This is a genomic window from Streptomyces sp. NBC_00162, from assembly GCF_024611995.1.
In the GTDB taxonomy this organism is placed as follows: Bacteria; Actinomycetota; Actinomycetes; order Streptomycetales; family Streptomycetaceae; genus Streptomyces.
On the sequence record NZ_CP102509.1, the window covers coordinates 3312575 to 3338392 of the forward strand.

Annotated in this window: 26 protein-coding genes; 9 read left to right on the forward strand and 17 right to left on the reverse strand. The window is 73.3% G+C overall.

Annotated elements, in window-relative coordinates; genetic code table 11:
- Positions 1-44 precede the first annotated feature (44 nt).
- The 6 genes from JIW86_RS15135 to JIW86_RS15160 form a co-directional block, all read right to left on the reverse strand.
- Positions 45-1301, reverse strand: a complete 1257-nt coding sequence (locus JIW86_RS15135; protein WP_257554225.1) for an HEXXH motif domain-containing protein — start codon at positions 1299-1301, stop codon at positions 45-47.
- Positions 1298-2575, reverse strand: coding sequence for an FxsB family cyclophane-forming radical SAM/SPASM peptide maturase (locus JIW86_RS15140; RefSeq protein WP_257554226.1), 1278 nt, complete (start codon positions 2573-2575; stop codon positions 1298-1300). Before JIW86_RS15140 ends, JIW86_RS15135 begins: the two co-directional genes overlap by 4 nt.
- Positions 2576-2786: 211 nt before the next feature.
- Positions 2787-2981 (reverse strand): FxSxx-COOH cyclophane-containing RiPP peptide, encoded by a 195-nt coding sequence (gene fxsA / locus JIW86_RS15145; RefSeq protein WP_257554227.1) that lies wholly within the window; start codon positions 2979-2981, stop codon positions 2787-2789.
- A gap of 99 nt (positions 2982-3080) precedes the next feature.
- Positions 3081-6341: an SAV_2336 N-terminal domain-related protein gene (locus JIW86_RS15150; RefSeq protein WP_257554228.1), complete on the reverse strand. Its 3261-nt coding sequence runs from the start codon at positions 6339-6341 to the stop codon at positions 3081-3083.
- A gap of 6 nt (positions 6342-6347) precedes the next feature.
- Entirely contained in the window at positions 6348-7358 is a 1011-nt protein-coding gene (locus JIW86_RS15155; RefSeq protein ID WP_215146815.1) for an AAA family ATPase, read from the reverse strand.
- A gap of 22 nt (positions 7359-7380) precedes the next feature.
- On the reverse strand, positions 7381-9453 hold the full coding sequence (locus tag JIW86_RS15160; RefSeq protein WP_257554229.1) for a serine protease: 2073 nt from the start codon (positions 9451-9453) through the stop codon (positions 7381-7383).
- Positions 9454-9583: 130 nt separating this feature from the next.
- On the opposite strand from JIW86_RS15160, the gene JIW86_RS15165 reads away from it, so the two are divergent.
- Positions 9584-9769, forward strand: a complete 186-nt coding sequence (locus JIW86_RS15165) for a DUF6104 family protein (RefSeq protein WP_010061466.1) — start codon at positions 9584-9586, stop codon at positions 9767-9769.
- A 104-nt stretch (positions 9770-9873) separates the two neighbouring features.
- Here the strand turns inward: JIW86_RS15165 and sodN are convergent, their stop codons facing one another.
- The gene (gene sodN / locus JIW86_RS15170; protein WP_136215065.1) at positions 9874-10269 is read right to left on the reverse strand and encodes a superoxide dismutase, Ni; all 396 of its coding nucleotides are present in this window, start codon (positions 10267-10269) and stop codon (positions 9874-9876) included.
- A 172-nt stretch (positions 10270-10441) separates the two neighbouring features.
- On the opposite strand from sodN, the gene sodX reads away from it, so the two are divergent.
- Positions 10442-10867, forward strand: a complete 426-nt coding sequence (sodX, locus tag JIW86_RS15175) for a nickel-type superoxide dismutase maturation protease (protein ID WP_215146813.1) — start codon at positions 10442-10444, stop codon at positions 10865-10867.
- Here sodX and JIW86_RS15180 read toward each other — a convergent pair.
- Positions 10771-11400: a CGNR zinc finger domain-containing protein gene (locus JIW86_RS15180; RefSeq protein ID WP_257554232.1), complete on the reverse strand. Its 630-nt coding sequence runs from the start codon at positions 11398-11400 to the stop codon at positions 10771-10773. The genes sodX and JIW86_RS15180 overlap by 97 nt on opposite strands.
- 82 nt (positions 11401-11482) lie before the next feature.
- Between JIW86_RS15180 and JIW86_RS15185 the strand changes: the two genes are divergently transcribed.
- Positions 11483-12256: a class I SAM-dependent methyltransferase gene (locus tag JIW86_RS15185; protein ID WP_257554233.1), complete on the forward strand. Its 774-nt coding sequence runs from the start codon at positions 11483-11485 to the stop codon at positions 12254-12256.
- Between the two features lie 70 nt (positions 12257-12326).
- Here the strand turns inward: JIW86_RS15185 and JIW86_RS15190 are convergent, their stop codons facing one another.
- Genes JIW86_RS15190 through JIW86_RS15200 form a run of 3 tightly spaced genes read right to left on the reverse strand, consistent with a single transcriptional unit; the run spans position 12327 to position 15033 of the window.
- A complete protein-coding gene (locus JIW86_RS15190; protein ID WP_285444464.1) occupies positions 12327-13091 on the reverse strand; it encodes an amino acid ABC transporter ATP-binding protein in 765 nt (254 codons plus the stop codon).
- Positions 13091-14032 (reverse strand): amino acid ABC transporter permease, encoded by a 942-nt coding sequence (locus JIW86_RS15195; RefSeq protein ID WP_374199310.1) that lies wholly within the window; start codon positions 14030-14032, stop codon positions 13091-13093. The genes JIW86_RS15190 and JIW86_RS15195 overlap by 1 nt, the downstream gene beginning before the upstream one ends.
- Positions 14033-14070: 38 nt before the next feature.
- Complete coding sequence (locus JIW86_RS15200) at positions 14071-15033, reverse strand: ABC transporter substrate-binding protein (RefSeq protein WP_257554234.1); 963 nt, start codon at positions 15031-15033, stop codon at positions 14071-14073.
- Between the two features lie 524 nt (positions 15034-15557).
- Here JIW86_RS15200 and JIW86_RS15205 point away from each other — a divergent pair.
- The 4 genes from JIW86_RS15205 (at position 15558) to JIW86_RS15220 (ending at position 18661) form a co-directional block, all read left to right on the forward strand.
- Positions 15558-16760, forward strand: coding sequence for an NAD(P)-dependent malic enzyme (locus JIW86_RS15205; protein ID WP_257554235.1), 1203 nt, complete (start codon positions 15558-15560; stop codon positions 16758-16760).
- 155 nt (positions 16761-16915) lie between these two features.
- Positions 16916-17878 (forward strand): zinc-binding dehydrogenase, encoded by a 963-nt coding sequence (locus JIW86_RS15210; protein WP_257554236.1) that lies wholly within the window; start codon positions 16916-16918, stop codon positions 17876-17878.
- 61 nt (positions 17879-17939) lie between these two features.
- Entirely contained in the window at positions 17940-18149 is a 210-nt protein-coding gene (locus JIW86_RS15215) for a helix-turn-helix domain-containing protein (protein WP_257554237.1), read from the forward strand.
- Positions 18149-18661 (forward strand): Clp protease N-terminal domain-containing protein, encoded by a 513-nt coding sequence (locus JIW86_RS15220; protein ID WP_257554238.1) that lies wholly within the window; start codon positions 18149-18151, stop codon positions 18659-18661. The genes JIW86_RS15215 and JIW86_RS15220 overlap by 1 nt, the downstream gene beginning before the upstream one ends.
- Here JIW86_RS15220 and JIW86_RS15225 read toward each other — a convergent pair whose 3' ends face one another.
- Positions 18662-19567 (reverse strand): helix-turn-helix transcriptional regulator, encoded by a 906-nt coding sequence (locus JIW86_RS15225; RefSeq protein ID WP_257554239.1) that lies wholly within the window; start codon positions 19565-19567, stop codon positions 18662-18664.
- A gap of 1 nt (position 19568) precedes the next feature.
- Complete coding sequence (locus tag JIW86_RS15230) at positions 19569-20510, reverse strand: DUF4097 family beta strand repeat-containing protein (RefSeq protein ID WP_251065075.1); 942 nt, start codon at positions 20508-20510, stop codon at positions 19569-19571.
- A gap of 149 nt (positions 20511-20659) precedes the next feature.
- On the opposite strand from JIW86_RS15230, the gene JIW86_RS15235 reads away from it, so the two are divergent.
- Complete coding sequence (locus JIW86_RS15235) at positions 20660-20890, forward strand: hypothetical protein (protein WP_257559644.1); 231 nt, start codon at positions 20660-20662, stop codon at positions 20888-20890.
- A 327-nt stretch (positions 20891-21217) separates the two neighbouring features.
- On the opposite strand, the gene JIW86_RS15240 is transcribed toward JIW86_RS15235, so the two are convergent.
- Complete coding sequence (locus JIW86_RS15240; protein ID WP_215146804.1) at positions 21218-22153, reverse strand: LysR family transcriptional regulator; 936 nt, start codon at positions 22151-22153, stop codon at positions 21218-21220.
- A 209-nt stretch (positions 22154-22362) separates the two neighbouring features.
- Here JIW86_RS15240 and snpA point away from each other — a divergent pair, with 209 nt between their 5' ends.
- Entirely contained in the window at positions 22363-23019 is a 657-nt protein-coding gene (gene snpA / locus JIW86_RS15245) for a snapalysin (protein ID WP_257554240.1), read from the forward strand.
- Between the two features lie 284 nt (positions 23020-23303).
- Here the strand turns inward: snpA and JIW86_RS15250 are convergent, their stop codons facing one another.
- From JIW86_RS15250 to JIW86_RS15260, 3 genes are all read right to left on the reverse strand, one after another.
- Positions 23304-23885, reverse strand: a complete 582-nt coding sequence (locus JIW86_RS15250) for a dihydrofolate reductase family protein (RefSeq protein WP_257554241.1) — start codon at positions 23883-23885, stop codon at positions 23304-23306.
- A 140-nt stretch (positions 23886-24025) separates the two neighbouring features.
- Positions 24026-24628, reverse strand: coding sequence for a GNAT family N-acetyltransferase (locus JIW86_RS15255; protein ID WP_257554242.1), 603 nt, complete (start codon positions 24626-24628; stop codon positions 24026-24028).
- A 108-nt stretch (positions 24629-24736) separates the two neighbouring features.
- The gene (locus tag JIW86_RS15260; protein ID WP_257554243.1) at positions 24737-25810 is read right to left on the reverse strand and encodes a family 2 encapsulin nanocompartment cargo protein polyprenyl transferase; all 1074 of its coding nucleotides are present in this window, start codon (positions 25808-25810) and stop codon (positions 24737-24739) included.
- Positions 25811-25818: the final 8 nt, after the last annotated feature.

Genomic DNA, 25818 nt, shown 5'->3' on the forward strand with positions numbered 1-25818 from the left:
GACGGGCTTGAAAGGTACCGCAGCACTGCCCTTGGCGAAGCCCCTCAAGCCCGTACGAACGGGGCGAGTTCGGGATGGGCCTCGCACCAGGCGCGGCGTTCGCGGTCGACGGCCCGGCGGGCGGTGGCGTGCTGGTCCCCGGGCGGCGGGAGCTCGTCCATGTTCCGCTCGGCGGCGGCCATGGCGCCGGTGAACTCCCGTCCCGCGGAGGTCAGTCGGTCGTGCGCGCGCAGTACGGGCAGGACGGCGGCGACCTGGGCACGGCTGCGGGCGTGCTGGGCCCAGGCGCCGCGGGCTCCGTAGAGGGCGGCGCGCTGCCAGTACCCGGCCAGGGCCAGATGGGCGTACGCGCCGTGCAGGAGCCCTTCCAGCGGGCGGGGGTCGGCGCGCCAGGGGGCCCAGTACCGGGGGGTGCGGTCGGCGGTGTGCAGGGTCAGCACGTCGGCGAGGGCGGTGAGCTTGCCGTGCTGGACCTCGTGCACGAGGGTGGCGGCCAGCGCGGGCGGGGCCTGCGCACGGGCCAGTACGGAACCGGCGGCCGCGGGCAGGGTGGCGCCGCTGGAGCGGGAGCCGCCGGCCAGCGGCACGACCGAGCGCAGCAGTTGGACGGTCTCCTCGGCGCGGGCGGTGTCGTACCGCTCGAGCAGGGTGAGCGCGCCGGCCCACTGGGTGTCCCAGCGCTTGTGGCCCTTGGGGGTGAGCCGGCGGGCGGGGCGGACGGGGGCCGGCCGGTCGGGGCCGGGCGCCCGGTAGGGGTCGAGGTCGTCGAGGGCGGTGCGGCCTCCGGGGAGGGTGTGCAGGGGCAGGGTGGCCGGGTGCCCGGGGTCCCAGGAGCGTTCGGTGAGGGCGAGCGGGCCGGGGCGGTCCGGGCGCAGCAGTCCGAGGGTGGGCAGGACGAGGCGCCCGTGCAGGGGCCGCAGGGTGTGGGTGAAGGCGAGCCCGGAGCGCAGGGCTGCGGCGACGGCGAGGGCCCCGAGGTGGCCGAGGTCCGGCGGGGGCCCGTACGGGGCGTGCAGGCGGCGCAGGGTCTCCTCGGCCCACACCCCGGTGGCGGGGTAGTGCAGGACGTCGCGGACGGCGCCCGGGTCGTGCCGTTCGGCCTCCTCCAGCAGGGCCCAGTGGTCGGCGGTCTCCCCGGCCCGGGCGCCGGGGGCGGCGTCGAGGACGGCGCGCAGCAGGACCAGGCGCTTGGAGCGGCGTACGTCGCGGACCAGGCGGGTGCCTTCGGTGCAGGGCTCGGTGGAGGCGAGGGCGCGCAGGGTGCGGGAGGAGACGGTGAAGGAGGCGAGGGCGGCGGTCATGAGGCGACCGCCGGGGGACGGGCGGCGGGGGTTCGGGCGGTGGGAGTTCGGGCCGCGCGCTCGAGGGCCGTGGCGATGTGCCGGATGAGGACCTGGAGATCCGCGCAGTACACGGACGGCTGCCGGAAGCCCTCGCCGGCCCGGTAGCGGTGCGGGTAGTGCCCGCCGCCGCACACCTCGACCAGTTCGCAGGCGCGGCAGCCGGCGGCGAGCGCGTCCCGGCCGAGCTGGCGGGCGGCGAACCCGGGGTGGTCGAGGAGCTGGTCGAAGCTGTGCGTGTCGAGGGTCATCCCGGTGGCGGCGGCGCCCTCGTAGGCGGACTTCAGCGAATCGGCCTGTTCGATGGAGCCATCGGTCTCGATGACGGCGGTGGCGGCGGGCGCGAGCCCGAGGGTCTCGGTGGCGGCGGGCAGGCCGAGCAGCAGGGCGATGATCTCCTCGAAGGTCCGGATCCGGGTGCGCCGCACTCCGTCGTGCCACCAGCGTTCGAAGACGGCGAGGAGCCAGTCGGCGTACGGGGTCCCGCGGGGGCGGTGGCCGGGCGGCGGGGAGCTCCAGTTGGCGAGCGGCAGCAGCAGCCCGACGCTGGGCGGGGCGAAGGCGAGCAGGGACTCGTACGTCTCGACGGGGTCGTGGGCGAGGTCGATGACGCAGAGCACCCCGGCGTAGCTGTCCGGATGCCGTGCCAGCAGCCGCAGGCCGCGGGCGGCGGCGGCGAATCCGGGGCGTCCGGCGTGGTCCACGCGCCGGGTGTTGTGCGCGGGGAGCCCTCCGTCGAGGCTGACGCCGACGCGGATCCCGGCGGCGGCCAGCGCGGCGAGGCGGCCGCGGGTGAGGAGGGTGCCGTTGGTCTGGACGGTGGCGGTGACGCGGGTGCGCGGGGCGGCCGCGGCCACGGCGGCCCGTACGGCGTCGACGGGCTCGGCCAGCCGGGCGGGCGCGGTGAGCAGCGGTTCGCCGCCGTGCAGGACGAGGTCGACGCGGGGCAGGTCGTGGACGGCGGCGTGCTCGGCGATCCGCTCGGCGGCTCGGGCGGCGGTGGCCGGGGCCATGAGGGCGGGCTGGGCGCGCCAGCCCTGGTCGGCCATCTCGTAGACGTAGCAGTAGGTGCAGGCGAGGTTGCAGCGGCTGCGCGTCTTGAGCACGAACTGCCGGATGGGATGGGGCCGGTGTCCGGCGGCGCGCAGGGCGGGCACGTCGAGCCGGATGTAGGGCCAGGGCGCGTGGGTCCGGTGCGCGATCTGTTCGGCCGCGCTCGTCTGGGTGTGCCTCATCGCAGTACCTCCCGCCCCCGTACACCGCAGGGAGGCGCCCCCTGCGGACGGTCCATCCCTGCCCTTCGGACGGCCTCGGCTAACGGCGGAAAGTGGTCAACCGGCCTGTGGTCCGCGTGACTCGGGCCACTCGTGCGGCTTCGGTGTCTTCGGTGTCTCAGGGGGCTTCGGGCGACTCGGGCGGCCGAGGTGACTCGGGTGGCGCCCCGGGTCAATCGACCCCGGAGTCGAAGGCGTTCAGGATCTCGGCCGGGTGGGTCACCCGCTCGACCATGCCCTCGATCACCTGGGCCAGCACGGGATGGTCGATCCCGCGCAGCGCCGCCAGATCCAGCCCGGAGAGGTCCGGGAGCCGTCCGGGGCACTTGTGGACCACCACTGCCACGTCCTGATCCTTCGTCACCATGGGCCGCCCGTCCCCCTGTTGCGTCGCACGTTCGATGGTCCACTGCCCTTTCCCCTCCCCCGCTGCCCGGAAACGGCCGGGCCGGGGGCGCAGGGCGGCTCAGAGGGCCGCCTCCAGAGCGCTGATCCGCCCGGCGAGCGCCTCGGACCGCCCCTCCCACTGCCCCTCGGACCGCCCCTCGGCACCCGCGCCGAGCCGCCCCCACAATTCCAGCGCCGAGCGGTACGCGTCCAGGGCCGCCCGGGGCCGGGCCAGCCGCTCGAGTACCTCCCCGCGCAGCTCCTGCACGCGGGCCGCGAGCTGCACGGCGAGATCCTGGCGCTCCTCGCGGTCGGCCTCGAGGGCGGACCGCCAGGCCCGCCGGTAGGAGTCCGCCGCCCGGTCGAGGCGGTCCGCCGCCCGGGTGTGGCCGTGGATCTCCAGCTGCACGTCCGCGTGGTCCCGCCAGGCGCGGGCCCGTTCCAGCGGGCTGCGGCTCTGCCGGACGGCGAGTTCCAGCAGGTACTCCGCCTCCCGCAGGTCCACCGGGTCCCCTTCGTAGGTGTGCCGCAGCCGCAGCCCGGTGGCCAGCCTCAGCAGCCGGTGCGCCGCCCCCGGGTCGGACTGCGGCACCGCCGCCCGGCTGTCGCGCAGCACGCGTACGGCGGCCCCGGTGAACCGCCGCCCGTCGGCGGCCCGGGCCCGCTCCAGCAGTACGTCACCCCACTCGGGCAGCAGCTCCCCGAAGGCCTCCGCGTCCCGGGGGATCAGCCGCCGGGCCCTGCCGTACGCCTCGGCGGCCTCCTCCAGCGCCACCGGGTCGGCGTCCCGCTCGTACCGGGCCCGGTGCACCCGCGCCAGGCACACCAGGGCGGCCACCCGCAGTTCGGGATCCCCGCCCGCCTCCCCGAAGGCCGCGTCCAGCTCCCCGGCCGCCTCCTCGAGCCGCCCGGGCAGGTACCGCAGCGCGCCGGCCAGCTCGACCCGGGTCCGGGCGCGCGTCTCCCGCCCGGCGGCGTCCTCCGCGGTCAGGCCGGTCACGGCCAGGCGGGCCGCGGCCTGTTCGGCCAGGGCCGTGCGCTCGGCCGGGTCGGGCGTGTGGGGCAGCAGGGCCAGCAGGACGCGGCCCAGGGCCCGTTGCAGCTCGGGGTACGCCGCGCCGTCGTCGTCGGCGGCGGCGGCAGCGCCTGCGACGGGCTCCAGGGCGGCCCGCGCCTCGCGCAGCGCGCCCGGGTCCTCGCGCAGCGCGCTCAGCCGGATCAGGGTCTCGGCCCGGCGCACCGCGCAGTCCCGGCGCAGCCCGGGGTCGGCGGAGGCGCTCGCCGCCGCGAACTCCCGGTCGGCGGCGGCCAGCAGATCCGCCCGGGGTTCGGCGACCAGCGCCCGCTCGTACAGCACCCGGCCCAGCACGGCCCGGGCCGGGGCCGTGCGCAGGCCCGTCACGGTCCGCTCCGCCTCGGTGAGGAGTTCCGGGTCCCGCTGCGCCGCCCACAGCCGCAGCAGCGCGCCGGCCAGTTCGGTCTCGGCCTCCTCCGGCGGGTCGCCGGGCCCGGGCGGGGCCGCGACCGCCCGGCGCAGTACGGCCACGGCCTCGTAGAGCGCCCGCGCGTCCCCGTCCGCTTCCCCGTTCCCGTCCCGGTCCGCGTCGGCGAGCCGCTCCCGCGCGGCGCGCACCGCTCCGGCCCTCCCGGGCGGCGCCGGGGGCGTGACGGCCTCGCGCACCGGCGGGCCCTCCTCGGGCATGCCGGGCAGGTAGCGCCGTACGACCTTGGCCGAGACCTGCGCGAAGGCCCGCGGGAGCCGCCCGGCGGGGACCCGATCGGCGTCCCCCGGACCCGGGCCAGGGCCAGGGCCCGACCCCGGGCCAGGGCCGCCCTCGGCCGCCTCGGGCGGTGCTCCGGTGAGCTGAGAGACGGCGAGCGCGGGAAAGTTCCGTACGCCCCGCCCGAAGTGGGCCAGCACGTACTCCGAGCAGTGCTTGAGCACGAGAGCGGCCTCGTCCCGCCCCAGCGGCCCCAGCAGCACGTCCTGCACCCCGGGGGCGAACTCGTACCACTGGCCGGGGGTGTCCGCGCTGCGCCTCAGCAGGCCGCTCAGCAGTACCTCGGCCAGGTCCGAGGGTTCGGAGTCGGGCAGCATCGTGCGCTGCACCAGCCGCATGACGGGCAGCGTCAGCGGGGCCGCCGACAGGTACACGGCCAGCTGTACGGCCCGGGGCGCGGACGAGGACCGGAACCGCGCCACCAGCTCGCGCGGCGGCCGTACGGCACGGGGCGGCGGCAGGGGCGCGGCCGGGTGGGCGGCCAGCACCCGGCCCACTTCGGCCGGTACCGGGCCGGTGCCGATTCCGGCGACGAGCCGGGCCCATGCCCCGAGGGCGATGGCGCTCGGCGGCAGCACGGGCACGGTGAGCCCTCCCGTGGGCCGCCCGGGCAGCGGCGGCCGGTCCGACCGGAATTTCAGCTTCCCCGCGCTGCCCTCGACCCGGGAGAGCGTGCCGCGCTCGGTCGGCAGCCAGCTGCGTCCCCACAGCCGCTGGGGCAGCGGCTGGACGACCACGCACGGGGTGCATTCGGCCCAGCGGTGCAGCAGCCGCTGGGCCGAGCCCTCGCGCCACAGCGGTCCGGCGCAGTCGGAGACCACCATGGTCAGCGCCCGGCCGGTGGGGTCGCGCAGCTGGTCCCCCGAGCGCAGCCCGGCGCCGGGCACGGGGCCGCGCCCGAGCGCCGCGGTACCGTCGGCGAGCCGGTGCAGGTAGTGCACCTGGACGTCCCGGAAGGCCCCCAACCGCTCGCACACGGTGCGCAGTTCCTCGAACATGTCCTGCCACACCGCCATCGACGGCGACGCGTCCATCACCAGCCGTACGGTGGCCTCGCGCCGGCTCTCCGGTTTGAGCACCGGGATGATCAGCCCGAGGGCCCGGGCGCTGGCCTCGGCGGTGGCCGGTTCGTCGAGCACCGTCCGGATGGGCGGGGCGGGTGGGCGGTGCCGCTGGAGGGCGCGCAGGGCCCGCTGTATCTCGAGGATCCGGGGCAGCGCGGCCGCCCCGGGCACCCGTACGGGCACCCCGCGCTCCCCGGGCGGCTCCCCGGTGAGCTCCGCTTCCGCTTCGCCGGCGCGGCGCGGCCCGGGCGCGTAGAGCCTGATCGGATCCTCAGTCTCCGTTTCCACCCGCTCGGGATCCTCGGGCAGCCTGACCGGATCATCAGCCTCCGGCTCGGGTACGGGCACCTCCGCACCCGGCGCCGGCTGCCCGGGCCGGCGGATCCGTGCGGCCAGCCACAGCGCGTCGGCGAGCTCCTCGGCGGACGGATCGAGCCCGGCGCGGCGCAGCAGCGCGGCCAGTTCGCGGATGCCGGGCGGTCCGGCGGGCGGCACGGCCCGTCACCTCGGGCGGTCGAGGCGCTGGATGAGCAGGTCCGCAAGGTCCTCCCGGGTGGGCGGGGCGGCGTAGTGGGTCAGGTAGACGGCGTTCAGCAGCTGGTCGGCGGCGACCAGCTCGGACTGCGACCGGCTGAGGAACTCCCGGATCAGGTCGGCCCCCAACTGGGCGGCCTCCTCCCCGAGGTGGGCGCGGACCATGGTGGCGAGCCGCTTCTCACCGGGCTGTCCGAGCTTGAGCTGAATGCAGCGCCGCAGCAGCGCGGCGGGGAAGTCCCGCTCCCCGTTGCTGGTCAGGATGATGAAGGGGAAGGCCCGGCAGCGCACCCGGCCGCCCATGACGGTCACCTTCGACCCGTCGTCCGTGAGCACCTGCACCTCGGGCTCGGTGTCGGCCACCCGCTCCAGCTCGGGAAGGGCGAACTCCCCTTCCTCCAGTACGTTCAGCAGGTCGTTGGGGAGGTCGATGTCGCTCTTGTCGAGCTCGTCGACGAGCAGGACCCGGGGCCGCGCGGTGGGCAGCAGGGCGGTGCCCAGCGGCCCGAGCCGGATGTACTTGCCGATCCCCGGAGCCCCGCCCGGAGCCCCGCCGCTCGCCGCGATCTGCACGTCCTGGAGCCGGGCGAGGGCGTCGTAGCGGTAGAGCCCGTCCTGGAGCACGGTCCGCGACACCACCGGCCAGCGCAGCACCCGCCCCAGCTTCAGCTCGTGGGCGACGGCGTGCGCGAGGGTGGACTTGCCCGTGCCGGGAAAGCCCGTCACCAGCAGCGGCCGGCGCAGGTACAGGGCGGCGTTGATGGCCTCCAGCTCCTCCGGCTCGGGCCGGTGCAGCTCGGCGGCCTGCCGGTGGGCCCCGAGCCGCCGGGCGACGTTCCCGTCCGTCACCGCCGCCGGACCGCCCGCCTCCACCACGGGCCCGCCGTCGAAGTCCCGCCACGGCGGCGGATCGGGCAGGGCCTCGATCCCGTCGTGCGGCTCACCGACACCTCGGTATATGAGCCATTCGTCGTTCATCGGTGCTGCTCCCTCCTGCCGGTCACAGGTCGCCCTGGAGCGGCTCGTCCTCGGGCAGGGCGCGTGCGGGGTCGTTCCAGACGAGTGCCGCCCCCGCCGTCCAGTACGCGTCCGGGTCGGCCCCGTACGCCCGCCCCCGCAGCGCCTGCAACCGCAGCGGCAGCACCTCCGCCCGTCCGGCGTCGGCCAGTTCCTCCCGCAGCCCGCGGTGGAAGGGGGCGCACGACACCCCCGGATCCGCCGGGGGCCGCCGGCACACCACCACCCCGTACCCGGCGTCCCGCACCGCATGCAGCGAGCCGAGCGTGGGCTCCTCCGCCGCTGCCCGGCAGTGCACGGGCACGGTGTTGTCCGGGAGCCCGGCCAGCCAGCCCGCGGACGGGCTGCGCGGCCGTCCCCGCACACAGTCGGCCCGTTCGTCCAGCAGCGGTCCCGCCTGCGCCCGCGCCCACCGGGCGGCCGCCGCGGGCGCGGGGTCCGCGGCCGGGTACCGGAACACCACCGGCCGCTGCACCCCCACCGGCACCCTGCCCACCAGCACCCACTCGTCCGCCGCCAGCCCGAACAGCTCCGGGGCGACGGCCACTTCGAGCGGAGCCGCCGCCTCGTGGGTGTCGCAGCGCCGGAAGGCCTCGGCGAGCGGGGCCCGTAACGCCTCCGGCAGGCCCGCCTCGGTGGCCCGTACCCCGGAGTCCACCGGTGTCACCCGCCCCGGATGTTCCGGGCCCGCCAGCACCGCCACCCGCCAGTCGTAGACGTCCTCCCAGCCGTGCGCCCACACCTCCAGCAGGACCGACGCCCCGGGGGGCAGCCCGCCGGACGGCCGGACCGGACCGTGCACCGCCTGCCCGGCCAGGGCCCGCCGGCGCCGCGCCCGCTCGGCCAGGCCCCGCTCGTGGCGCTCGCCGAGCTCCCGGCGCAGCGGGCGCCACAGCCGCTCGGCGGTGGCCCGTACCCAGTCCCACAACTCCTCGTCGGCGCCCGGCGTCGGCGGCTCGCGGTAGTCGGCCACGCTCACGTCCGTCGCGTACCGGAGCATGGCCGCGGCCTCCCCCGCCCCGCCCGGCGGGTCGTGCAGCAGCCCCAGGCCGTCGCGCCAGCTGAGCGGGGCGAGCGGATGCGGCTCCGGCTCCTCCCCGCGCGCCGCCTCCACCAGGGCCCGTACGACCTCCGAGGAGCCCGGCGGGGGCAGTTCGGCGAGCAGCCCGCACAGGGTGGTGCGCTCGCCGGGGGTGAGCCGGCCGCGCCCGCCGTACGGGTCACCGTCCCCGGCCGGGAGTTCGCCGTGCGCGTCCGTCCAGGTCCGGCGGCTGTTGAGGTCGCTGAGGTGCTGGTCGTAGTGGTGCAGGTCGTGGGCCTGCATGACCCGGCGGTAGAGCCCGGTCTGGCCGCGCGCGGGCATCGGCAGGGTGCGCAGCTGCACGACGGAGACGGCGAGCCCGCCGCCCCCGGTGTGCCGCCGGGCTTTGACCACGCCGACGACCTCGCCGCGGGCCAGGTCGACCACCGGCCCGCCGGACATTCCGGGATCGATCTCGTCGTCGTCGCCGAGCCGGATGGCCGCGCCGTGGCCCGCGGTGCCGCGCAGCCGGGTGGTGCGGCCCGTGATCTCGGGCGTGCCCAGGTCTTCGGTGCAGCCGAAGTAGGCGACCTCGTCGAAGCGGGGCCTGGAGCGGTCGGTCAGCCAGACGCAGGCGTGCGAGACGGGGGCCAGGACCCTGATCAGCGCCAGGTCGGGCAGGTCCCACAGGGCCTGCCGGCCGGGACGCCGCTCCTCCAGCCGCTCGGGCAGTACGCACTCCACGCGCCCGGCGACCGTACCGGTGGAGCCGTTGCCGGTGACGCTGACCCCTGAGGAGAAGGTGATGCCTACCTCGCGCCCCGTCAGACGCACCGCAGCACCCCCTTCACCGACCACGTGCGCACACGTCAGGACCCAGCCGGGGGCGATGAAGAAGCCGCTCCCCCAGGTGGGTCCGGTCCCAGCCGTTCCATACCCGTCCGGCGGGGCGTGGACGCGTACGGTCGCCGCCTGGACGAGGGGCTCCAGGAGCTCGAAGGCGCGCGCGGAGCCGGCCGTGCGCCCCTCCGTCATACGCGCCCCCCCGCTCGTGAGGCGTCCAGGTTAGCGCCGGAGGCTCCGCAGCCGGGAGGCTTCGCGGCCGGGCGGATTATCCTGGCGGGAAACACCCCCTGAACACCCTCATCACGGCACGGAGCCCGACTTGTACTTCACCGATCGCGGCATCGAGGAGCTGGAGAAGCGGCGCGGCGAGGAGGAGGTCACCTTCGAGTGGCTCGCCGAGCAGCTGCGCACCTTCGTCGACCTGAACCCGGACTTCGAGGTCCCGGTGGAACGCCTGGCCACCTGGCTGGCCCGCCTGGACGACGAGGACGACGAGGACGAGTGACCCGTACGAGAACGGCCCGGCTGCCAGGTGGGCAGTCGGGCCGTTCTCGTTGTCGCGTCGCCCGCCGAAGACGGCGCGGGCGGGCAGGGGTACCGGGCGCCGGATCAGGCGGCCTTGGTCTCCCAGAAGATGCGGTCGATCTCGGCGATGAGCTCGAGGGCCTTCTGGCCGGTCGCCGGGTCGTTCGACGCCTTGGCGGCCGAGAGGGCCTTCAGGGTGTCGTTGACCAGGGTGTGCAGCTGCGGGTACTTCTCGAAGTGCGGCGGCTTGAAGTAGTCGCTCCACAGCACCGAGACGTGGTGCTTCGCGAGCTCGGCGCGCTGCTCCTTGATGGTGATGGCGCGCGCGCGGAAGTCGGCGTCGTCGTTGGCCTGGTACTTCTCCTGCACGGCCTTGACGGACTCGGCCTCGATGCGGGCCTGGGCAGGGTCGTACACGCCGCACGGCAGATCGCAGTGGGCGGAGACCTTCGCCTTGGGGGCGAAGAGGCGGGAAAGCATGGAGTGTGTCCTCCTCGTGATCGTCTTCTCAAGGGGGAGATTACTCGCTCGGAATCGCCTTTTCGCGGTCGCCCCCATGGGCTTAGGACAAAAGTCCAGGGTCGCGGGCGGACCGGTGAGCGAATGTACGGATCCGTACGGCAGCATGCGGGGGGTGACGAGGAGGTCGGGCATGACGGAGAACGGGCGCCGCCCGCGCAAGCGGTTCGAGGTGCTGGAGGTGACGGGGCCGTCGATGGTGCCCACACTGCTCCACGGCGACCGGCTGGTGGTCCGCTACGGGGCGGCCGTCCGTCCGGGTGACGTGGTGGTGCTGCGCCACCCGTTCCAGCAGGACCTGTTGGTGGTCAAGCGCGCGGTGGAGCGGCGGCCGGGCCGCTGCTGGTGGGTGCTCGGCGACAACCCGTACAACGAGACCGGCGACAGCACCGTCTACGGGCCGGTGCCCGAGGAGCTGGTGCTGGCGACGGCGGTCCTGCGGTTCCGGCCGCGCGAGGACGCTCAGCGCTCGCTGAGGGCGCGGCTCTCGTGGGCGGCCTCGGCGCTGCGCCCGCTCTGGGCGGACGCCTCGGCCTCCAGCCGCTTGCGGGCGCGGTAGGCCGCCACGTTCGCCCGGGTGGCGCACCGGTCGGAGCAGTACCGCCGGGAGCGGTTGGTGGAGGTGTCGAGGTAGGCGTTGCGGCAGGGCGCGGCCTGGCACAGGCCGAGCCGGTCGGGGCCGTGCTCGGTGAGGTGGAAGGCCAGGCCGAAGGAGGCCATGGCGGCGTAGCCCGCGGAGGCGTTCGAGGGGTGCTCGGCGAGGTGGATGTGCCAGTCGGGGGCGCCGTCCTCGCCGAGGGTCTCGTGGCCGGAGACCTGGGGGCTGACGGGGAACTCCATGAGCAGCGAGTTCAGCAGGTCGACGGCGAGGACGTGGTCGCCGCCGTCGGCCGCCTCGAAGACTGCGCGCAGCCGGCCGCGGACGTTGCGGAAGCGGGTGACGTCGGTGTCGGTGACCCGGCGGGCCATCTGCACGCTGGCGCCGAACAGGGCGCGAACGGCGTCGACCGAGGTCAGCGAGTCCTTGTTGCGGGCCGGCTCCTCGGTGTTGACCAGGCGCACGGCGAAGTCCGAGTAATGGGCCAGTTCCACTTGTAGTCCTTACGGCTGCGGATTAGTGTCTCCGGTAACGGCTGAGACGTATTCGAGGGTATTACGTATGGAGGGGTTCGCGATGGTGGATACGACGGGGACGGCCGGTACCAGCGCCTACTGGCAGGCATGGCAGGACAGCTGGGACCGCCAGCAGGAGTGGTACATGCCCGACCGCGAGGAGCGGTTCCGGGTGATGCTGGACATGGTCGAGGCCCTGGTCGGCCCCGCCCCCCGGGTGCTGGATCTCGCGTGCGGTACGGGAAGTATTACGGACCGCGTGCTCAAGCGGTTCCCGGAGGCCACCAGCACGGGCGTCGACCTCGACCCGGCGCTGCTGGCCATCGCCCGGGGCCACTTCGCGGGCGACGACCGGGTCACCTTCGTGACCGCCGACCTCAAGGACCCCGAGTGGCGCGCGGCCCTCCCCCACGACGCGTACGACGCGGTCCTGACGGCGACGGCCCTGCACTGGCTGCCCAGCAAGGACCTGGCCGTGCTGTACGGGCAGCTCGCGCCCCTGGTCCGCCCGGGCGGGGTGTTCATGAACGCCGATCACATGCCCGACCCGGCCACCCCGCGCATCGACGCCGCCGAGCACGCCCACCGGCACGCCGGGATGGACCGCGCCAAGGCGTCCGGGGTGCCCGACTGGCGCGAGTGGTGGGCCCTGGCCGCCGCGGATCCGGTACTGGCCGAGCCCGTGAAGCGGCGCTTCGAGATCTACGGGGAGCACGCCGACGGCGACACCCCCTCCGAGGCCTGGCACGCACGCACCCTGCTCGACGCGGGGTTCGCGGAGGCCCGTACGGTCTGGCGCTCCCCCTCGGACGGGCTGGTCCTAGGTCTGAAGTAGGGACTCGAGAACGGCGGAGGGGCGGTACGGGAATCCCGTACCGCCCCTCCTTCGCACGTACGGCCCGGTGTCAGAGCACCTTGGACAGGAACGCCTTCGTCCGGTCGTGCTGCGGGTTGCCCAGCACATCGCGCGGGTGGCCGGACTCGACCACCACGCCGCCGTCCATGAAGACGAGGTTGTCGCCGACCTCGCGGGCGAAGCCCATCTCGTGCGTGACCACGATCATGGTCATGCCCGACTCGGCCAGGTCCCGCATGACGTCGAGGACGTCACCCACCAGCTCCGGGTCGAGCGCCGAGGTGGGCTCGTCGAAGAGCATCAGCTTCGGCTCCATGGCGAGCGCGCGGGCGATCGCCACGCGCTGCTGCTGGCCGCCGGAGAGCTGGGTGGGGTAGTTCCCGCCCTTGTCGCCGAGGCCCACGCGGTCCAGGAGGCGTGCGGCACGCTCGCGCGCCACCGCCTTGGACTCGCCCTTGACCATGACCGGGGCTTCCATGACGTTCTCTATGGCCGTCATGTGCGGGAAGAGGTTGAAGCGCTGGAAGACCATGCCGATGTCCCGGCGCTGGGCCGCGACCTCGCTGTCCTTCAGCTCGTAGAGCTTGTCGCCCTTCTCGCGGTAGCCGACGAGGGTCCCGTCGACGTACAGCCGTCCGGCGTTGACCTGCTCCAGGTGGTTGATGCACCGCAGGAAGGTCGACTTGCCGGAGCCGGACGGGCCGACCAGGCAGAAGACCTCACGCGGGGCGACCTCCAGGTCGATGCCCTTGAGGATGTGCGCCGCACCGTAGGACTTGTGGACGCCCTCGGCCTTCACCATGGCAGTCGTCATCAGGCCACCGCCTTGCGGTTCGAGAAGCGGGACAGTTTCGCCTTGATCTTCTGCAGCGGCGTGGGCGGCAGCGAGCGGAGCGCACCGCGGGCGTAGCGGCGCTCCAGGTAGTACTGGCCGACGCTGAACACGCTGGTCAGGGCGAGGTACCAGATCGACGCGACGAAGAACATCTCCATCACCGCGAACGAGGTGGACGCGATGTCCTGGGCCGCGCGCAGCAGGTCGAAGTACTGCACGGCGACGACGAGCGACGAGGTCTTGAGCATGTTGATGAACTCGTTGCCCGACGGCGGCACGATCACCCGCATGGCCTGCGGCAGCACGACGCGGCGCATGGTCTGCATCCGGGTCATGCCGAGCGCGTGCGACGCCTCGCTCTGGCCCTCGTCGACCGACTGGATGCCGGCCCGGACGATCTCCGCCATGTACGCGCCCTCGTTGAGGCCGAGACCCAGCAGGGCTGCCAGGAAGGGCGTCATGACCTGGGTCATCTCGTCCTTGTAGAACCCGAGGTTCAGGATCGGGAAGATCAGGGCGAGGTTGAACCAGATGAGGAGCTGCACGTACACCGGGGTGCCGCGGAAGAGCCAGATGTAGAACCAGGAGATGGTGCTGGTCACCGGGTTCTTCGAGAGGCGCATCACGGCGAAGAGGACACCGAGCACCAGGCCCAGGGCCATCGAGGCGACGCTGATCCAGATCGTGTTGACGACGCCACGCAGGATGGTGGGGTCGAACAGCTTCTCCGGCACGGTCGCCCAGCGCACGTTGCCCTGCGAGAAGGCGATCGCGAGGGCCACTACCAGGCCGATGACGACCACAGCGCTGATCCAGCGGCCGTAGTGGCGGACCGGGATGGCGCGGATCATCTCGGGGGGGACGGCCCCGGCCGGCGGGGTGTCCGCCGGGTCCGGGACCTTGTCGAGCTTGTCAGTCACAGTGACTGCCCTTCAGTGTGCTGCGGTCTGCGCGGAGATCAGGAGCCTGCGTTGATCTTGGCTTCGGTCACGGCGCCGGAGCCCGCATTCCACTTGTCCAGGGCGGCCTTGTACGTGCCGTCCTTGATGACCGCGTCGAGGGCTTCCTTGAGCGCGTCGCGCAGCTCGGTGTTCTTCTTGTCCACGGCGATGCCGAAGAGGCCGGCGTCGGTCGGGTTGGCGATGGCCTCGAAGTCGTTGCCGCCGCCCGCGGTCTGCGCGATGTACGCGGCGACCGGGGAGTCGTTCAGGTCGGCGACGGCGCCGCCGGCCTTCACGCGGGTCTGGGCCTCGGCGTCGGTCGGGAAGGACTCGATGCCGATCTCGCCCTTGCCGGCCGCCTTGCACTTCTCGGACTGGTCCTTGGCGGACTGCTCGTACGTCGTGCCGCGCTGGACGGCGACCTTCTTGCCGCACAGGTCGTCGAGGGTCTTGATGCCCTCGGGGTTGCCCTTCTTGACCAGGATGCCGGTCGAGGCGGAGAAGTAGTCGACGAAGTCGACACCGGCACCGGTCTTGGCGCCCTTGTCGTCCAGGCCCTCCTGACGGGCCTTGGTGTCGGTGAGCGAGGACATGACCAGGTCGCTGCGGCCCGTCTGCATGCTGCCGATCAGGGTGTCGAAGGTGCCGGACTCGAACTTGAACGTCACACCGAGCTGCTTGGCCAGGGCCGCCGCCACGTCGGGGTCGACACCGACGATCTTGCCGCCCTCGGTGAACTCCATCGGAGCGTAGGTCGCGTCCGTACCGACCTTGATGACACCCGCGTCCTGGATCTTCTTCGGAAGCTTCGAGAAGAGCGGTGCGCTGCTGTTGTTCGCCTGGCCCGACGGGGTCGTGGAGGCCTTGTCCGTCTGGTCGCCACAGCCGGTGAGGATCAGGGCGCCGGCGACCGCGATCGCGCCGACCGCGGCGATCCGGGACCGTGCGGCGGTCGTACGACGGGTGATGCTTGCGGTCATGAGCGGGTTCCTCCGGCTGGTGGAAAAGCACCGAAAAATGGTCGGGCACGCACCATCGAGTGTCGCGACCTTGTGTGATTACGGCATCTTGCCATTCGGACTGCCGCATTCAGGGTGCCCGTGAGGTCAAAATCAGATAACGGACACGCCCGACGACCCAACAGGACTGCGGGCAAGGGCCCTCGGAGCCGCACAAAACGCCGTGACCAGCCCGTTTGGGCTCACTATTTGCGGCGCGTCTCGCCCATTGGACACAAGGGTTTGGACTTTTAGCCAAAACCATGACAAGCAGCCTATGGTCGAGCCGGAATCGACTCGTCTGGGTGAGCGTTCATCCGGTAGAACAGATCCTTACACCCCTCATCCGGGGCTCAGGGCGCGCGTGCGGCGCGCCCGCGCGTACGAACCTCCCCTCCGCGGAGGCGGTCCAACCGTCGATGCGGAGTACGAACGCGGTGCCCGCCCACCCCTTAACCAGGAGTGGCCACCCTCAACGATTCAAAGGACTTAAGGGGTCACACAAAGTGGCAGCGGAGATCGTCAACCCTCACACTGACAGCGCGACGGACAACAACCCGGACGCGGTGTTCGCGCTGCACCGGGGCGGCAAGATGGCCATCCAGGCCACGGTGCCGGTCAACAACAAGGACGACCTGTCCCTCGCGTACACCCCCGGCGTGGCGAAGGTGTGCAGCGCCATCGCCGAGCAGCCGGACCTGGTGAACGAGTACACCTGGAAGTCCAACGTGGTCGCCGTCGTCACCGACGGCACGGCCGTGCTCGGGCTCGGTGACATCGGTCCCGAGGCCTCCCTCCCCGTGATGGAGGGCAAGGCCATTCTCTTCAAGCAGTTCGGCGGCGTGGACGCGGTTCCGATCGCGCTCGCGACCAAGGACACGGACGAGATCATCGAGACGGTCATCCGTCTCGCGCCGTCCTTCGGCGGGGTGAACCTGGAGGACATCTCCGCGCCCCGCTGCTTCGAGATCGAGCGCCGCCTTCAGGAGGCGCTCGACATCCCGATCTTCCACGACGACCAGCACGGCACGGCCATCGTCACGCTGGCCGCGCTGCGCAACGCCGCGAAGCTCACCGGGCGCACGCTCGGCGACCTGCGCGCCGTGATCTCGGGTGCGGGCGCCGCGGGCATCGCCATCGCCAAGATCCTGGTGGACGCGGGCATCGGCGATGTGTGCGTGACGGACCGCAAGGGCGTCGTCTCGGCCGACCGCTCGGACCTGACGGACGTCAAGGCGGAGATCGCGGGCCTGACCAACAAGACGGGCCAGACCGGCTCGCTGGAGAAGGCCCTCGCGGGCGCGGACGTCTTCATCGGCGTCTCCGGCGGCACGGTCCCCGAGGCGGCGGTGGCCTCGATGGCGAAGGACGCGTTCGTCTTCGCCATGGCCAACCCGAACCCGGAGGTCCACCCGGACGTCGCGCACAAGTACGCGGCGGTCGTGGCCACGGGCCGCTCGGACTTCCCGAACCAGATCAACAACGTGCTGGCCTTCCCGGGCATCTTCGCGGGCGCCCTCAAGGTGCGCGCCACCCGGATCACCGAGGGCATGAAGATCGCCGCCGCCGACGCCATCGCCGGCGTCGTGGGTGACGAGCTCGCCGCCGACTACGTGATCCCGTCGCCGTTCGACCCGCGCGTCGCGGAGGCCGTCTCCTCGGCCGTCGCCGCCGCGGCGAAGGCCGACGGCGTGGCCCGCCTGGCCTGATCTCCGCAACAAGCTGTACGGGCAGCGGCCCGGCCGGATCCATCCGGCCGGGCCGCTGCCTTTTTTACGCGCCGCTCGCCCGGTGCGACGAAGACCTCACCGTCCCGGTCCCGGAGGGGCTGGAACCCCGGCCTACCCAGCGGTAGCGTCGCGGCATGTTCGCTGCCTATGCCGCCCGAATCGACCGTGACCACCCGCTGAACGGCCTGGAGCTGGGTGAGCGCCCCGCTCCCGAGGCCCGCCCCGGGTGGGTGACCGTGAACGTCAAGGCCGCCTCGCTCAACCACCACGACCTGTGGTCGCTGCGCGGGGTGGGCCTCGGCCAGGACAAACTCCCGATGATCCTCGGCTGCGACGCCGCCGGGACCGACCAGGACGGCAACGAGGTCGTCCTGCACTCCGTGATCGGCCAGAGCGGTCACGGAGTCGGCCCGGACGAGCCCCGCTCGATCCTGACCGAGCGCTACCAGGGGACCTTCGCCGAGCAGGTCACCGTGCCCGCCTGGAACGTCCTGCGCAAGCCCGCCGGGCTCTCGTTCGAGGAGGCCGCGTGTCTGCCGACGGCCTGGCTGACGGCGTACCGGATGCTGTTCACCAACGCCGGGGTCCGCCCCGGGGACTCCGTCCTCGTCCAGGGCGCCGGCGGCGGGGTGGCCACCGCCGCCATCGTCCTCGGCAAGGCGGCCGGCCTGCGCGTCTTCGCCACCAGCCGGGACGAGGCCAAGCGCAAGCGGGCGGTGGAACTGGGCGCCCTGGAGGCGTACGAGCCCGGCGCGCGGCTGCCGCAGAGGGTGGACGCGGTGATCGAGACGGTGGGCGCGGCCACCTGGTCGCACTCGGTGAAGTCCCTGCGCCCGGGCGGCACCCTGGTCATCTCCGGCGCCACGAGCGGCGACCGCCCGGAGCACGCCGAGCTGACCCGGATCTTCTTCCTGGAGCTGAAGGTGGTCGGCTCGACGATGGGCTCGAAGGACGAGCTGGAGGACCTGCTGTCGTTCTGCGCGACCACCGGGGTGCGGCCGGTCATCGACGAGGTGCTGCCGCTGGACCGGGCGCGCGAGGGGTTCGAGAAGCTCGCGTCGGGCGACCTCTTCGGGAAGATCGTCCTCACCCCGTAGCCCGCACCCGGGCGTCAATAAGGGTTGACACCCCCTCCCGCGTCAACCTACATTGACATCCATGACGGAAGCTACCGACCTCGCCGAGCGGGCCGGCGACCGCGACCCGCGTGTGGGCCTGCGTGCCGTGGCCGCCCTCCGCAGACTGCTGGAGCAGCTGGAGGCCGTACAGGTACGCAGTGCCCGCACGCAGGGATGGTCCTGGCAGGAGATCGCGGCCGAGCTGGGCGTCAGCCGGCAGGCCGTGCACAAGAAGCACGGGAGGCTTTGATGTTCGAACGCTTCACGACCGAGGCCCGCGACACCGTGACGGGCGCCGCGGCCGAGGCCCGGCAGGCCGGATCCGCCACGGTCACCGAGGAACACCTGCTGCTCGCCCTGCTGTCCCGGGGCGCCTTGGACTTCCTGGGCGTCGACCGTGCGGCGGTGGCCGCGGACCTCGCCGCGGCCCGCCGCCGGGGCGGCATGTCCAGGGCGGACGAGGAGGCGCTGGCCGGGCTCGGCATCGACCTCTCTGAGATCGTCTCCCGCGTCGAGGAGGCCCACGGCGAGGGCGCGCTGTCCCCGGCGGCCCCCCGGCGGCGGACGCGGCACGTCCCCTTCACCCAGGGCGCGAAGAAGGTCCTGGAACAGTCCCTGCGGATCGCCCTGGGCCGCAAGGACCGCCGCATCGCCGCCCCGCACCTGCTACTGGCACTGCTCTCCCGCCCCGGCACGGTCGCCGAGGTCCTGACGGACCACGGCGTCACGTACGCGACCGCGGAGACGGGCCTGGCAGCCTAGTCACGCACCGTTGAGAGCGGCCTTGAGGCGGGAGGCCGCCGCGGCGAGGTGGGCGCGGGCCTCGGCCAGCTGGGCCGCGGACACCCCGTGGTCGCGGGCCGCGTCGCGGACGTCGTCACGGAAACGGTCCAGCAGCCGGTCCAGGTCCCTGGCCGGGTCGCCGGTGGGGGTCAGGTCCTCGGCCCAGCCGGTGTCGGCCACCGGGGGCGCCGCGGAGTCGGCCGGCGCGCTCGGCTGGGTCGGCGCGGTCGGCGTCGTACCGCCGCCGAGCCAGGCTCCGGCCAGACTGCCCAGGACCCCGCCCGACTTGGCAAACTGCTCCTGGAGCTGGCCCGCGATGCGCTGGACCTCCTCACGGGCCCGCTCCTGGGCCTCCTTGGCCTGACGGCGGGCCTGCTGGGCCTCCTCGCGGGCCCGGCGGCTCTCGTCCTTCGCCCGCCGAGCCTGCTCCTTCCACTCCTGCCGGGCCTTGCTCATCTCCTCCTTGATCGTCTTCCAGGACTCGTCGTCGACCCTCGTCGCCGACGCGGAGGCCGCCGCCCGCATCTCGCGCCGCAGGTCACCGGCCGCACCCCGGACGTCGTCGCGGATCTCGGCGGCCAGTTCGGTGACCGAGTCGCGGATCTCCAGCTCCAGGTCGGCGAGTTCGCCGCCGCGGTCGGCCAGTTCGGCCCGGCCCGCCTCGGTGATCGAGTACACCTTGCGCCCGCCTTCGGTGGCGTGCGTGACCAGGCCCTCGGCCTCCAGCTTGGCCAGCCGCGGGTACACCGTGCCCGCAGAGGGCGCGTACAGGCCCTGGAAACGCTCCTCCAGCAGTCGGATCACCTCGTACCCGTGCCGCGGAGCCTCGTCCAGCAGCTTGAGGAGGTAGAGGCGGAGGCGGCCGTGGGCGAAGACGGGCGGCATGTCAGAGCACCTTCTTGTCGAGCGCGAGCGGGGTGGGGGCGGAGGCCGTGCCGTCGGTGTCGGCCGGGGGGCGGCGCAGCAGTGCGATCGCTCCCGAGACCGTGGTGGCGCGCAGGGTGCCGGTGCCCGAGCCGAGGGTTCCGGTGATCCGCTTGGAGCCCAGCTGGCCGGAGACCCGCAGGTCCTCGAAGGCGTTGGAGACGCCGCCGGTGGCGGTGTTGGCCTCCACGCGGGCGTCGGCGGGGTGCGGCAGGCGGATGGCGACCTGGCCGGACACGGAGTTCACCGCGATGTCCACCGGACGCGGGGCGGACGGGTCGAGGTCCAGGTCGATGAGCATGTCGCCGCTGACCGAGTCGCCCCGTACGCTCACGCCCGCGCCGTCGACGACCGTCAGGTCGCCGGACACCGAGTGGAAGCCGAGGTCGCCGGTGACGGACTGGGCCTCGACGTTGCCGGAGACGGTGTGCGCCTTGACCTTGCCCGACAGCCCGGACAGCGTGGCGCCGCCGGAGACCGCGTTCACCTCGGTGCCGCCGGAGATTCCGGAGACGAAGGAGGTCGCGTCGACCACGGCCACCTCCACGTGCGTGGTGGCGGGGACGGTGAGGGTGACGGCGGCACTGCGCTCCCACGCCTTGCGGCCGGAGGCGGAACTCGACCAGGCCTTCCAGGGCTTGGCCTCCCACCACTTCTTGAAGCCCTGGGACCCGTTCCAGGGCAGGTCCTCGTAGGAGACGGTGAGGGTGCCGCCCTCCTGCACCACGTACAGGGGCGGTCCGTCGACCTCGGTCACCTCCAGGCGGGCGGGGCCCTCCTCGGCGGCGATCACGTTCACCGTGCCGCTCACGAGGCGGACGCGGAGCCTGGTCACGGGCTCCTCGAAGGTGAGCTTCTGCGCTTCGGCGATGTGCCACGTCGACTGCGACGCCTGCTCGGCCATGGGGCTGATCCTCCTCGTGCGTTCACGGACGGGACTCGACGCACGCAACATATCGCGTCTTCTGAGTAACACGATATATCGCGGTTGGGGGAAGTCAAGCATGCCGCCGAGATCCCCGCTCTGAGCCAATTGAGGCGATTTACCTTGAGGTGTGGGCATGCCGATCTCCGGCGAGCGGGTTCCGGTGCGCCGCCGCGTACGAGTGGGACGAGCGGGGCCGGCCGGACGGCGAGCCGGACGGGCTGACCCCGGGAGAGCCCGCCGACCGGCTGCGGGAGTCGGTCCGCCGGCGCAGCCCCGGCTGGGCGGCGGCCGGGGCCGTCCTGACGGCCCAGGGTGCCCCGTCCCTGGCGTACGACCACGCCCGCCGGTCCCGCTGACCAGGCCGGGGCCGCTGCGCGGGGCTTCCCCCGCCCCGCCCCTTCTCCCCCAGCTACCGCTGGGAGGTGCCCCCAGAAACCGGGCTCCGCCCGGACCCTCCCCCAGACTCCGTCCGGGGGGACCCCCACTCAAACGCCGGCGAGGCTGGGTTGTGCCAGCCGGACGGCATCAGCCAAAATCCAGCCCCGCCTGGGGGCCCCTCCCAGCGGTAGCTGGGGGAGTTTGAGGCGCGGGGTCTGGGGCGGAGCCCCAGCAGCGGCGCCGCACCGGTCCGGCCTGCGTCCGGCGGAGCCCACCGGCGGAGCCCCAGCAGCGGTGCCGCAGGGCTACGCCGCCTCCAGGAGCGGGCTCGCGTGGTGGTGGAGCCATGCCCGGTACGGGGGCGTGCGCAGGGCCGCCTCGCGATAGGCGGCGCGGAGGTCCTCGTAGACCTCCGCATGGGCGCCGGGCCGGGTCGCCAGGAGCAGCCGCACGGCGAGGGGGTCGCCGGACAGCGGCCGGATCGCCATGTCCTCGCGCGGCCCGGAGGTCGGCTGGCAGGGAGCCACCGCCTCGCCGGAGACGATCAGCGAGCTCGCGGTGTGGTAGTCGGCGTGCAGCACCGGCGGGTCCAGCCCCGCACCGGCGAAGACCCTCCGCAGGCCGTCCCATTCGCCGTCGACCGACGGGTCCACCATCCAGCGGTCGTCGGCCAGGTCCCGTAAGGACACCACCGCCTGCCCGGCGGCCGGATGGTCCCGGGACATCGACACGAACTGCGGCTCGCGCTCCATCAGCACGTGCAGCTGCAGCCCGGCCGGCACCCGCAGCGGACTGCCCTCTACCTCGTGCACGAAGGCCACGTCCAGTTGTCCCGAAGCCACCATCCTCAGCAGCGCGTTGGCCGACACGTCCACCACCAGCGAGGTCTCGGTGTCCGGAAGCCGCCGGTGGATCCGCCGGAGCCAGCCCGGCAGCGCACGGCTGGCCGTGGAGCCGATCCGCAGCCGCGGCCCGTGCGCCAGCGCCCGGGCCTCCGCCACCAGCGCGGCCATCTCGGCGAGCAGCGGACGGGCCCGGCCCAGTACGGTGCGCCCGAAGGGGGTGGGCCGGCAGCCGGTCCGGTCGCGCAGGAACAGCTCGCCGTCCAGGGCCCGTTCGATACGGCGCAGCTGGGTCGTGAGGGAGGGCTGGCTCACGCCGAGGTGCCGGGCGGCCTTGTGCAGACTCCCGGCGTCGGCGATGGCGCACAGCGCGCGCAGGTGCCTGACCTCAAGCTCCATGTCCCGAGGGTAGGCCGCGGCCGGGGGACAACACCAGCCACCGATAGCCCCCCTAATCCCGCCATTCTCATACCAGTTGCTCTGTCGAAATCTCCCCGATAGGCCCGCGCTATCGGGGAGTGACATCATCCGCCGGGCACTTCCGCTCCCTCAGACTCCGGTTCGAACGACCACCCCCCACCGCACCGGACGAGTAGGAGCTCCCCCACATGCGCCACTCCCGTAAGGCCGTTCTGGCCACCACCATCGGCCTCGGCCTCGCCGCCGCCCTCGGCGTCGTCCCCACCGCCACCGCCGCCACCGCCCCCGCCGGCACTCCCGCGAGCTACGCGGCGTACGACAACTCGCAGGAGAACCAGGCCGCCAACAAGGCCTTCTTCGAGGCCGTTCAGCGCTCGGTCGCCGAGCAGCGCGCCGCGAACCCGGGCATCCTGGCCGTGACCGTCACCTACAACACCCGCAACGCGCCGAGCTTCCGCACCCAGATAGCCCGCTCCACGCAGATCTGGAACAGCTCGGTGACCAACGTCAAACTGCAGGAGGTCTCCTCCGGCGGGAACTTCTCGTACCGCGAGGGCAACGACTCGCGCGGTTCGTACGCGAGCACGGACGGCCACGGCCGGGGCTACATCTTCCTCGACTACCGGCAGAACCAGCAGTACAACTCCACCCGGGTGACCTCACACGAGACCGGTCACGTGCTGGGTCTTCCGGACCACTACTCGGGTCCGTGCAGCGAGCTGATGTCGGGCGGCGGCCCGGGCACCTCGTGCCAGAACGCCACCCCGAACAGCACCGAGCGGGCGCGCGTCAACCAGCTGTGGGCCAACGGCCTCGTCGCCTCCGGCCTGGACACGAAGGGCTAGGAAGGACCGGACCGGGGCCGGGCCGGGCCGGGCCTGGCTAGGGCCGGGCCCCCTCCGGAGCCACGTACCGCGGGCAGTCCGGGTTCCGGCAGGAACCCGCCACCCACTCCGGAATGAAGATCCCGAGGGACTTGCGCCTTCTGATCAGCGTATCGACGGGGCTCCCGCATACCGGGCACATCTGCTGCTCGTGCCCGGCATGCGGGGCTACCGTCTCCTGCGCGTGCTGCTGCTCGTCACCGGCCATACCTCCACGGTAGGCCGGTTTCGCGCGTCCGGCGGAGTCAGCGCCTGCGCGCGTACGTGGTCACGACCTGGCCTCCGCCGAAGCGCTTGAGGTCGGTCAGCTCCAGCTCGCGGATCCCGAAGCCGGCGCGCGACATCGGGATGCCGGATCCGGCGAACACCGGGTACGTCTTGACCACGAACTCGTCGATCTCCTCGACCAGCTGTCCGGCCAGGTCCGCGCCGCCGGCGAGCCAGATCCCCAGACCCGGCTGCTCCTTCAGCTTCCGCACCCGATCCGGCACGTCGCCCGAGACGATCTCCACGGCCGGGTCGGGCGAGGTGCCGAGGGAGCGGGAGGCGACGTATTGGGCCAGATGGGAGTACGGGCTGGTGATCCCCAGCCTGAGCCCCGGGTCGTAGGTGCCGCGCCCCATCACGACCGCGTCGAAGTGCTTTCCTTCCACCCCCTCGACACCCAGGGACGCCCGGACGTGCGTGGGCACCGTCTCCGGGAACTCCCCGAACATGGCGCCGGAGTAGTCCGCGTCCAGCCACCGGTTGAAAAAGTCGCCGTCTCCGTCCGGGTCGGCGATGAAGCCGTCGGCGGACGTGGCGACGAGGTACGTGAGCTTGCGCAAGCGGTTTCTCTTCCGTTCGACAGGGGGGTACCTCCCAGCGGTAGCTGGGGGAGCCACCACACCGAGGCACGTCAAATAAAGTACTTCAGATGAAGTGGTTACGCAAACAGCCCCGTCGCCGCCCCGCGGCGACCCCGCGACTACCCGCGCGGTTTGCGCCACATCGGCCACATCAGCGGACCGTCCGGGAGCCTGACCGCCTCGCCCGTGAACTCCCAGCCGAGCCGCTCGTACAGCCCCTTGCTGCGCTCGCTGCTCGCCTCCAGGTACGCCGGCACGCCCTCCCGGTCGCAGCGCTCCAGCACGGGCCGCATCAACTCGCTGCCCAGCCCCTCCCCCTGCCGGCCCGGGGCGACCGCGATCATCAGGAGGTACTCGTGCTCCTCCGCCGTCGGGTGCACCGCGCCCGTGAGCCGGCCGACCAGCTCGCACCGCTCGTTGTCGGGGTCGGCCTCGGCCCGCATCCTCGCCGGGACCTCATCCTCGACGGCCTCCCCCTCCTGATCGCCCGCCGGGATCCGCAGCCACAGCGCGGCCGCGGAACCGTCCACCGCGTAGTCGATCCGGCCCTCGGCCAGCGCCACGTCCACGAACACCCCGAGGAACTTGCCGTGCACCGCGGCCCGGTGCTCGGGGTCCGGGAAGACCCAGCTGCTCACCGGGTCGGTCCGGAAGGCCTCGTCGAGCAGCCGCGCCACCGCGTCCCGGTCCGACTGATCCGCCTGACGTATGTCCAGCCCCATGGGCCTCACCCTTCGCTCAATCATCAACAACCTTGAGCGATCCTAGAGTTGGGCCCGATGCGCGGACAGCCCGGTTCCGGCACCCGTCGGCGCCGGAACCGGACCCCCTCACCGTGTCCGGCGCGTCACGAACTCCGCGAGAGCCAGCAGCCCGCCCGCCGCCCCGAGGTCCGGTACGGCCCGGGACAGCTGCTGCACGGCCCGGCCCATCCGGTCGGCGGCGTGGGCCTGCGCCCAGTCCCGACCGCCGGCCCGGTCCACCGCGTCGGCGGCCTTGCGCACGTCGTCCCCGCTCATGGGGCCCGCGTACAGGGCGGCCAGTTCCTCCCCCGCCTCGGTGCCCGAGGTGAGGGCGGCCACCACCGGCAGGGACTTCTTGCGGGCGAGCAGATCGGCCCCGGCGGGCTTGCCGGTGTGCCCCGGATCCCCCCAGATGCCGATCAGGTCGTCGATCAGCTGGAAGGCCAGACCCGCCTCCCGCCCGAAGGCGTCCATCGCGTCGGCCTCGTCCGGCCCGGCGCCCGCGTACAGCGCGCCCAGGGCGCAGGCGCAGCCCAGCAGGGCCCCCGTCTTGGCCGTCGCCATGGTCAGACACTCGTCGAGCGAGACGTACGCGCGCTGCTCGAAGGCACAGTCCGCCTGCTGGCCCGCGCACAGCTCGATGACGCAGGCCGCGAGCCGCGCCGAGGCCTCCGCCGACGCCGGATGCGGATCCTCCGCGAGCAGGCGCAGCGCCAGCGCCATCATCGCGTCGCCCGTGATGATCGCGTCCGGTATCCCGAAGACGGTCCAGGCCGTGGCCCGGCCGCGCCGCCGGGTGTCCTTGTCGATGACGTCGTCGTGCAGCAGCGTGAAGTTGTGCGCCAGCTCCACGGCCGCCGCCGCCCGGACGGCGTCGCCCACCTGCCCGCCCGACGCTTGCCCGTGCCCGTGCCCTTGCCCTTGCAGGGCCTGGGCCGCGGCCAGCACCAGGGCCGGCCGGATGGCCTTTCCGGCGTTGCCCGCGGCCGGTGTGCCGTCCGCGTGCTCCCAGCCGAAGTGGTACATCGCGACGCGCCGCATGGAACCGGGCAGGCTCTCGACCGTCCGGCGCAGTTCCGGGTTAACCGTTTCTCTTGTCCGTTCCAGCAGGGCCGCGGCCTCCTGACCCTCACCGGTCGCGATCGCCTCGGTGGTCGCCATGGCGTGTC

Excerpts from the sequence above, each read along its gene's own strand:
- JIW86_RS15215 (WP_257554237.1), top strand. The coding sequence starts at position 17,940 with ATGACGGAAGCTACCGACCTCGCCGAGCGGGCCGGCGACCGCGACCCG.
- JIW86_RS15155 (WP_215146815.1), bottom strand. The coding sequence starts at position 7,358 with ATGAACGACGAATGGCTCATATACCGAGGTGTCGGTGAGCCGCACGAC.
- JIW86_RS15240 (WP_215146804.1), bottom strand. The coding sequence starts at position 22,153 with ATGGAGCTTGAGGTCAGGCACCTGCGCGCGCTGTGCGCCATCGCCGAC.
- sodX (WP_215146813.1), top strand. The coding sequence starts at position 10,442 with ATGACGGAGAACGGGCGCCGCCCGCGCAAGCGGTTCGAGGTGCTGGAG.
- JIW86_RS15260 (WP_257554243.1), bottom strand. The coding sequence starts at position 25,810 with ATGGCGACCACCGAGGCGATCGCGACCGGTGAGGGTCAGGAGGCCGCG.
- JIW86_RS15220 (WP_257554238.1), top strand. The coding sequence starts at position 18,149 with ATGTTCGAACGCTTCACGACCGAGGCCCGCGACACCGTGACGGGCGCC.
- JIW86_RS15190 (WP_285444464.1), bottom strand. The coding sequence starts at position 13,091 with ATGACGACTGCCATGGTGAAGGCCGAGGGCGTCCACAAGTCCTACGGT.
- JIW86_RS15185 (WP_257554233.1), top strand. The coding sequence starts at position 11,483 with ATGGTGGATACGACGGGGACGGCCGGTACCAGCGCCTACTGGCAGGCA.
- JIW86_RS15160 (WP_257554229.1), bottom strand. The coding sequence starts at position 9,453 with ATGACGGAGGGGCGCACGGCCGGCTCCGCGCGCGCCTTCGAGCTCCTG.
- fxsA (WP_257554227.1), bottom strand. The coding sequence starts at position 2,981 with ATGGTGACGAAGGATCAGGACGTGGCAGTGGTGGTCCACAAGTGCCCC.
- snpA (WP_257554240.1), top strand. The coding sequence starts at position 22,363 with ATGCGCCACTCCCGTAAGGCCGTTCTGGCCACCACCATCGGCCTCGGC.
- JIW86_RS15200 (WP_257554234.1), bottom strand. The coding sequence starts at position 15,033 with ATGACCGCAAGCATCACCCGTCGTACGACCGCCGCACGGTCCCGGATC.
- JIW86_RS15230 (WP_251065075.1), bottom strand. The coding sequence starts at position 20,510 with ATGGCCGAGCAGGCGTCGCAGTCGACGTGGCACATCGCCGAAGCGCAG.
- JIW86_RS15140 (WP_257554226.1), bottom strand. The coding sequence starts at position 2,575 with ATGAGGCACACCCAGACGAGCGCGGCCGAACAGATCGCGCACCGGACC.
- JIW86_RS15135 (WP_257554225.1), bottom strand. The coding sequence starts at position 1,301 with ATGACCGCCGCCCTCGCCTCCTTCACCGTCTCCTCCCGCACCCTGCGC.
- JIW86_RS15255 (WP_257554242.1), bottom strand. The coding sequence starts at position 24,628 with ATGGGGCTGGACATACGTCAGGCGGATCAGTCGGACCGGGACGCGGTG.
- JIW86_RS15210 (WP_257554236.1), top strand. The coding sequence starts at position 16,916 with ATGTTCGCTGCCTATGCCGCCCGAATCGACCGTGACCACCCGCTGAAC.
- sodN (WP_136215065.1), bottom strand. The coding sequence starts at position 10,269 with ATGCTTTCCCGCCTCTTCGCCCCCAAGGCGAAGGTCTCCGCCCACTGC.
- JIW86_RS15225 (WP_257554239.1), bottom strand. The coding sequence starts at position 19,567 with ATGCCGCCCGTCTTCGCCCACGGCCGCCTCCGCCTCTACCTCCTCAAG.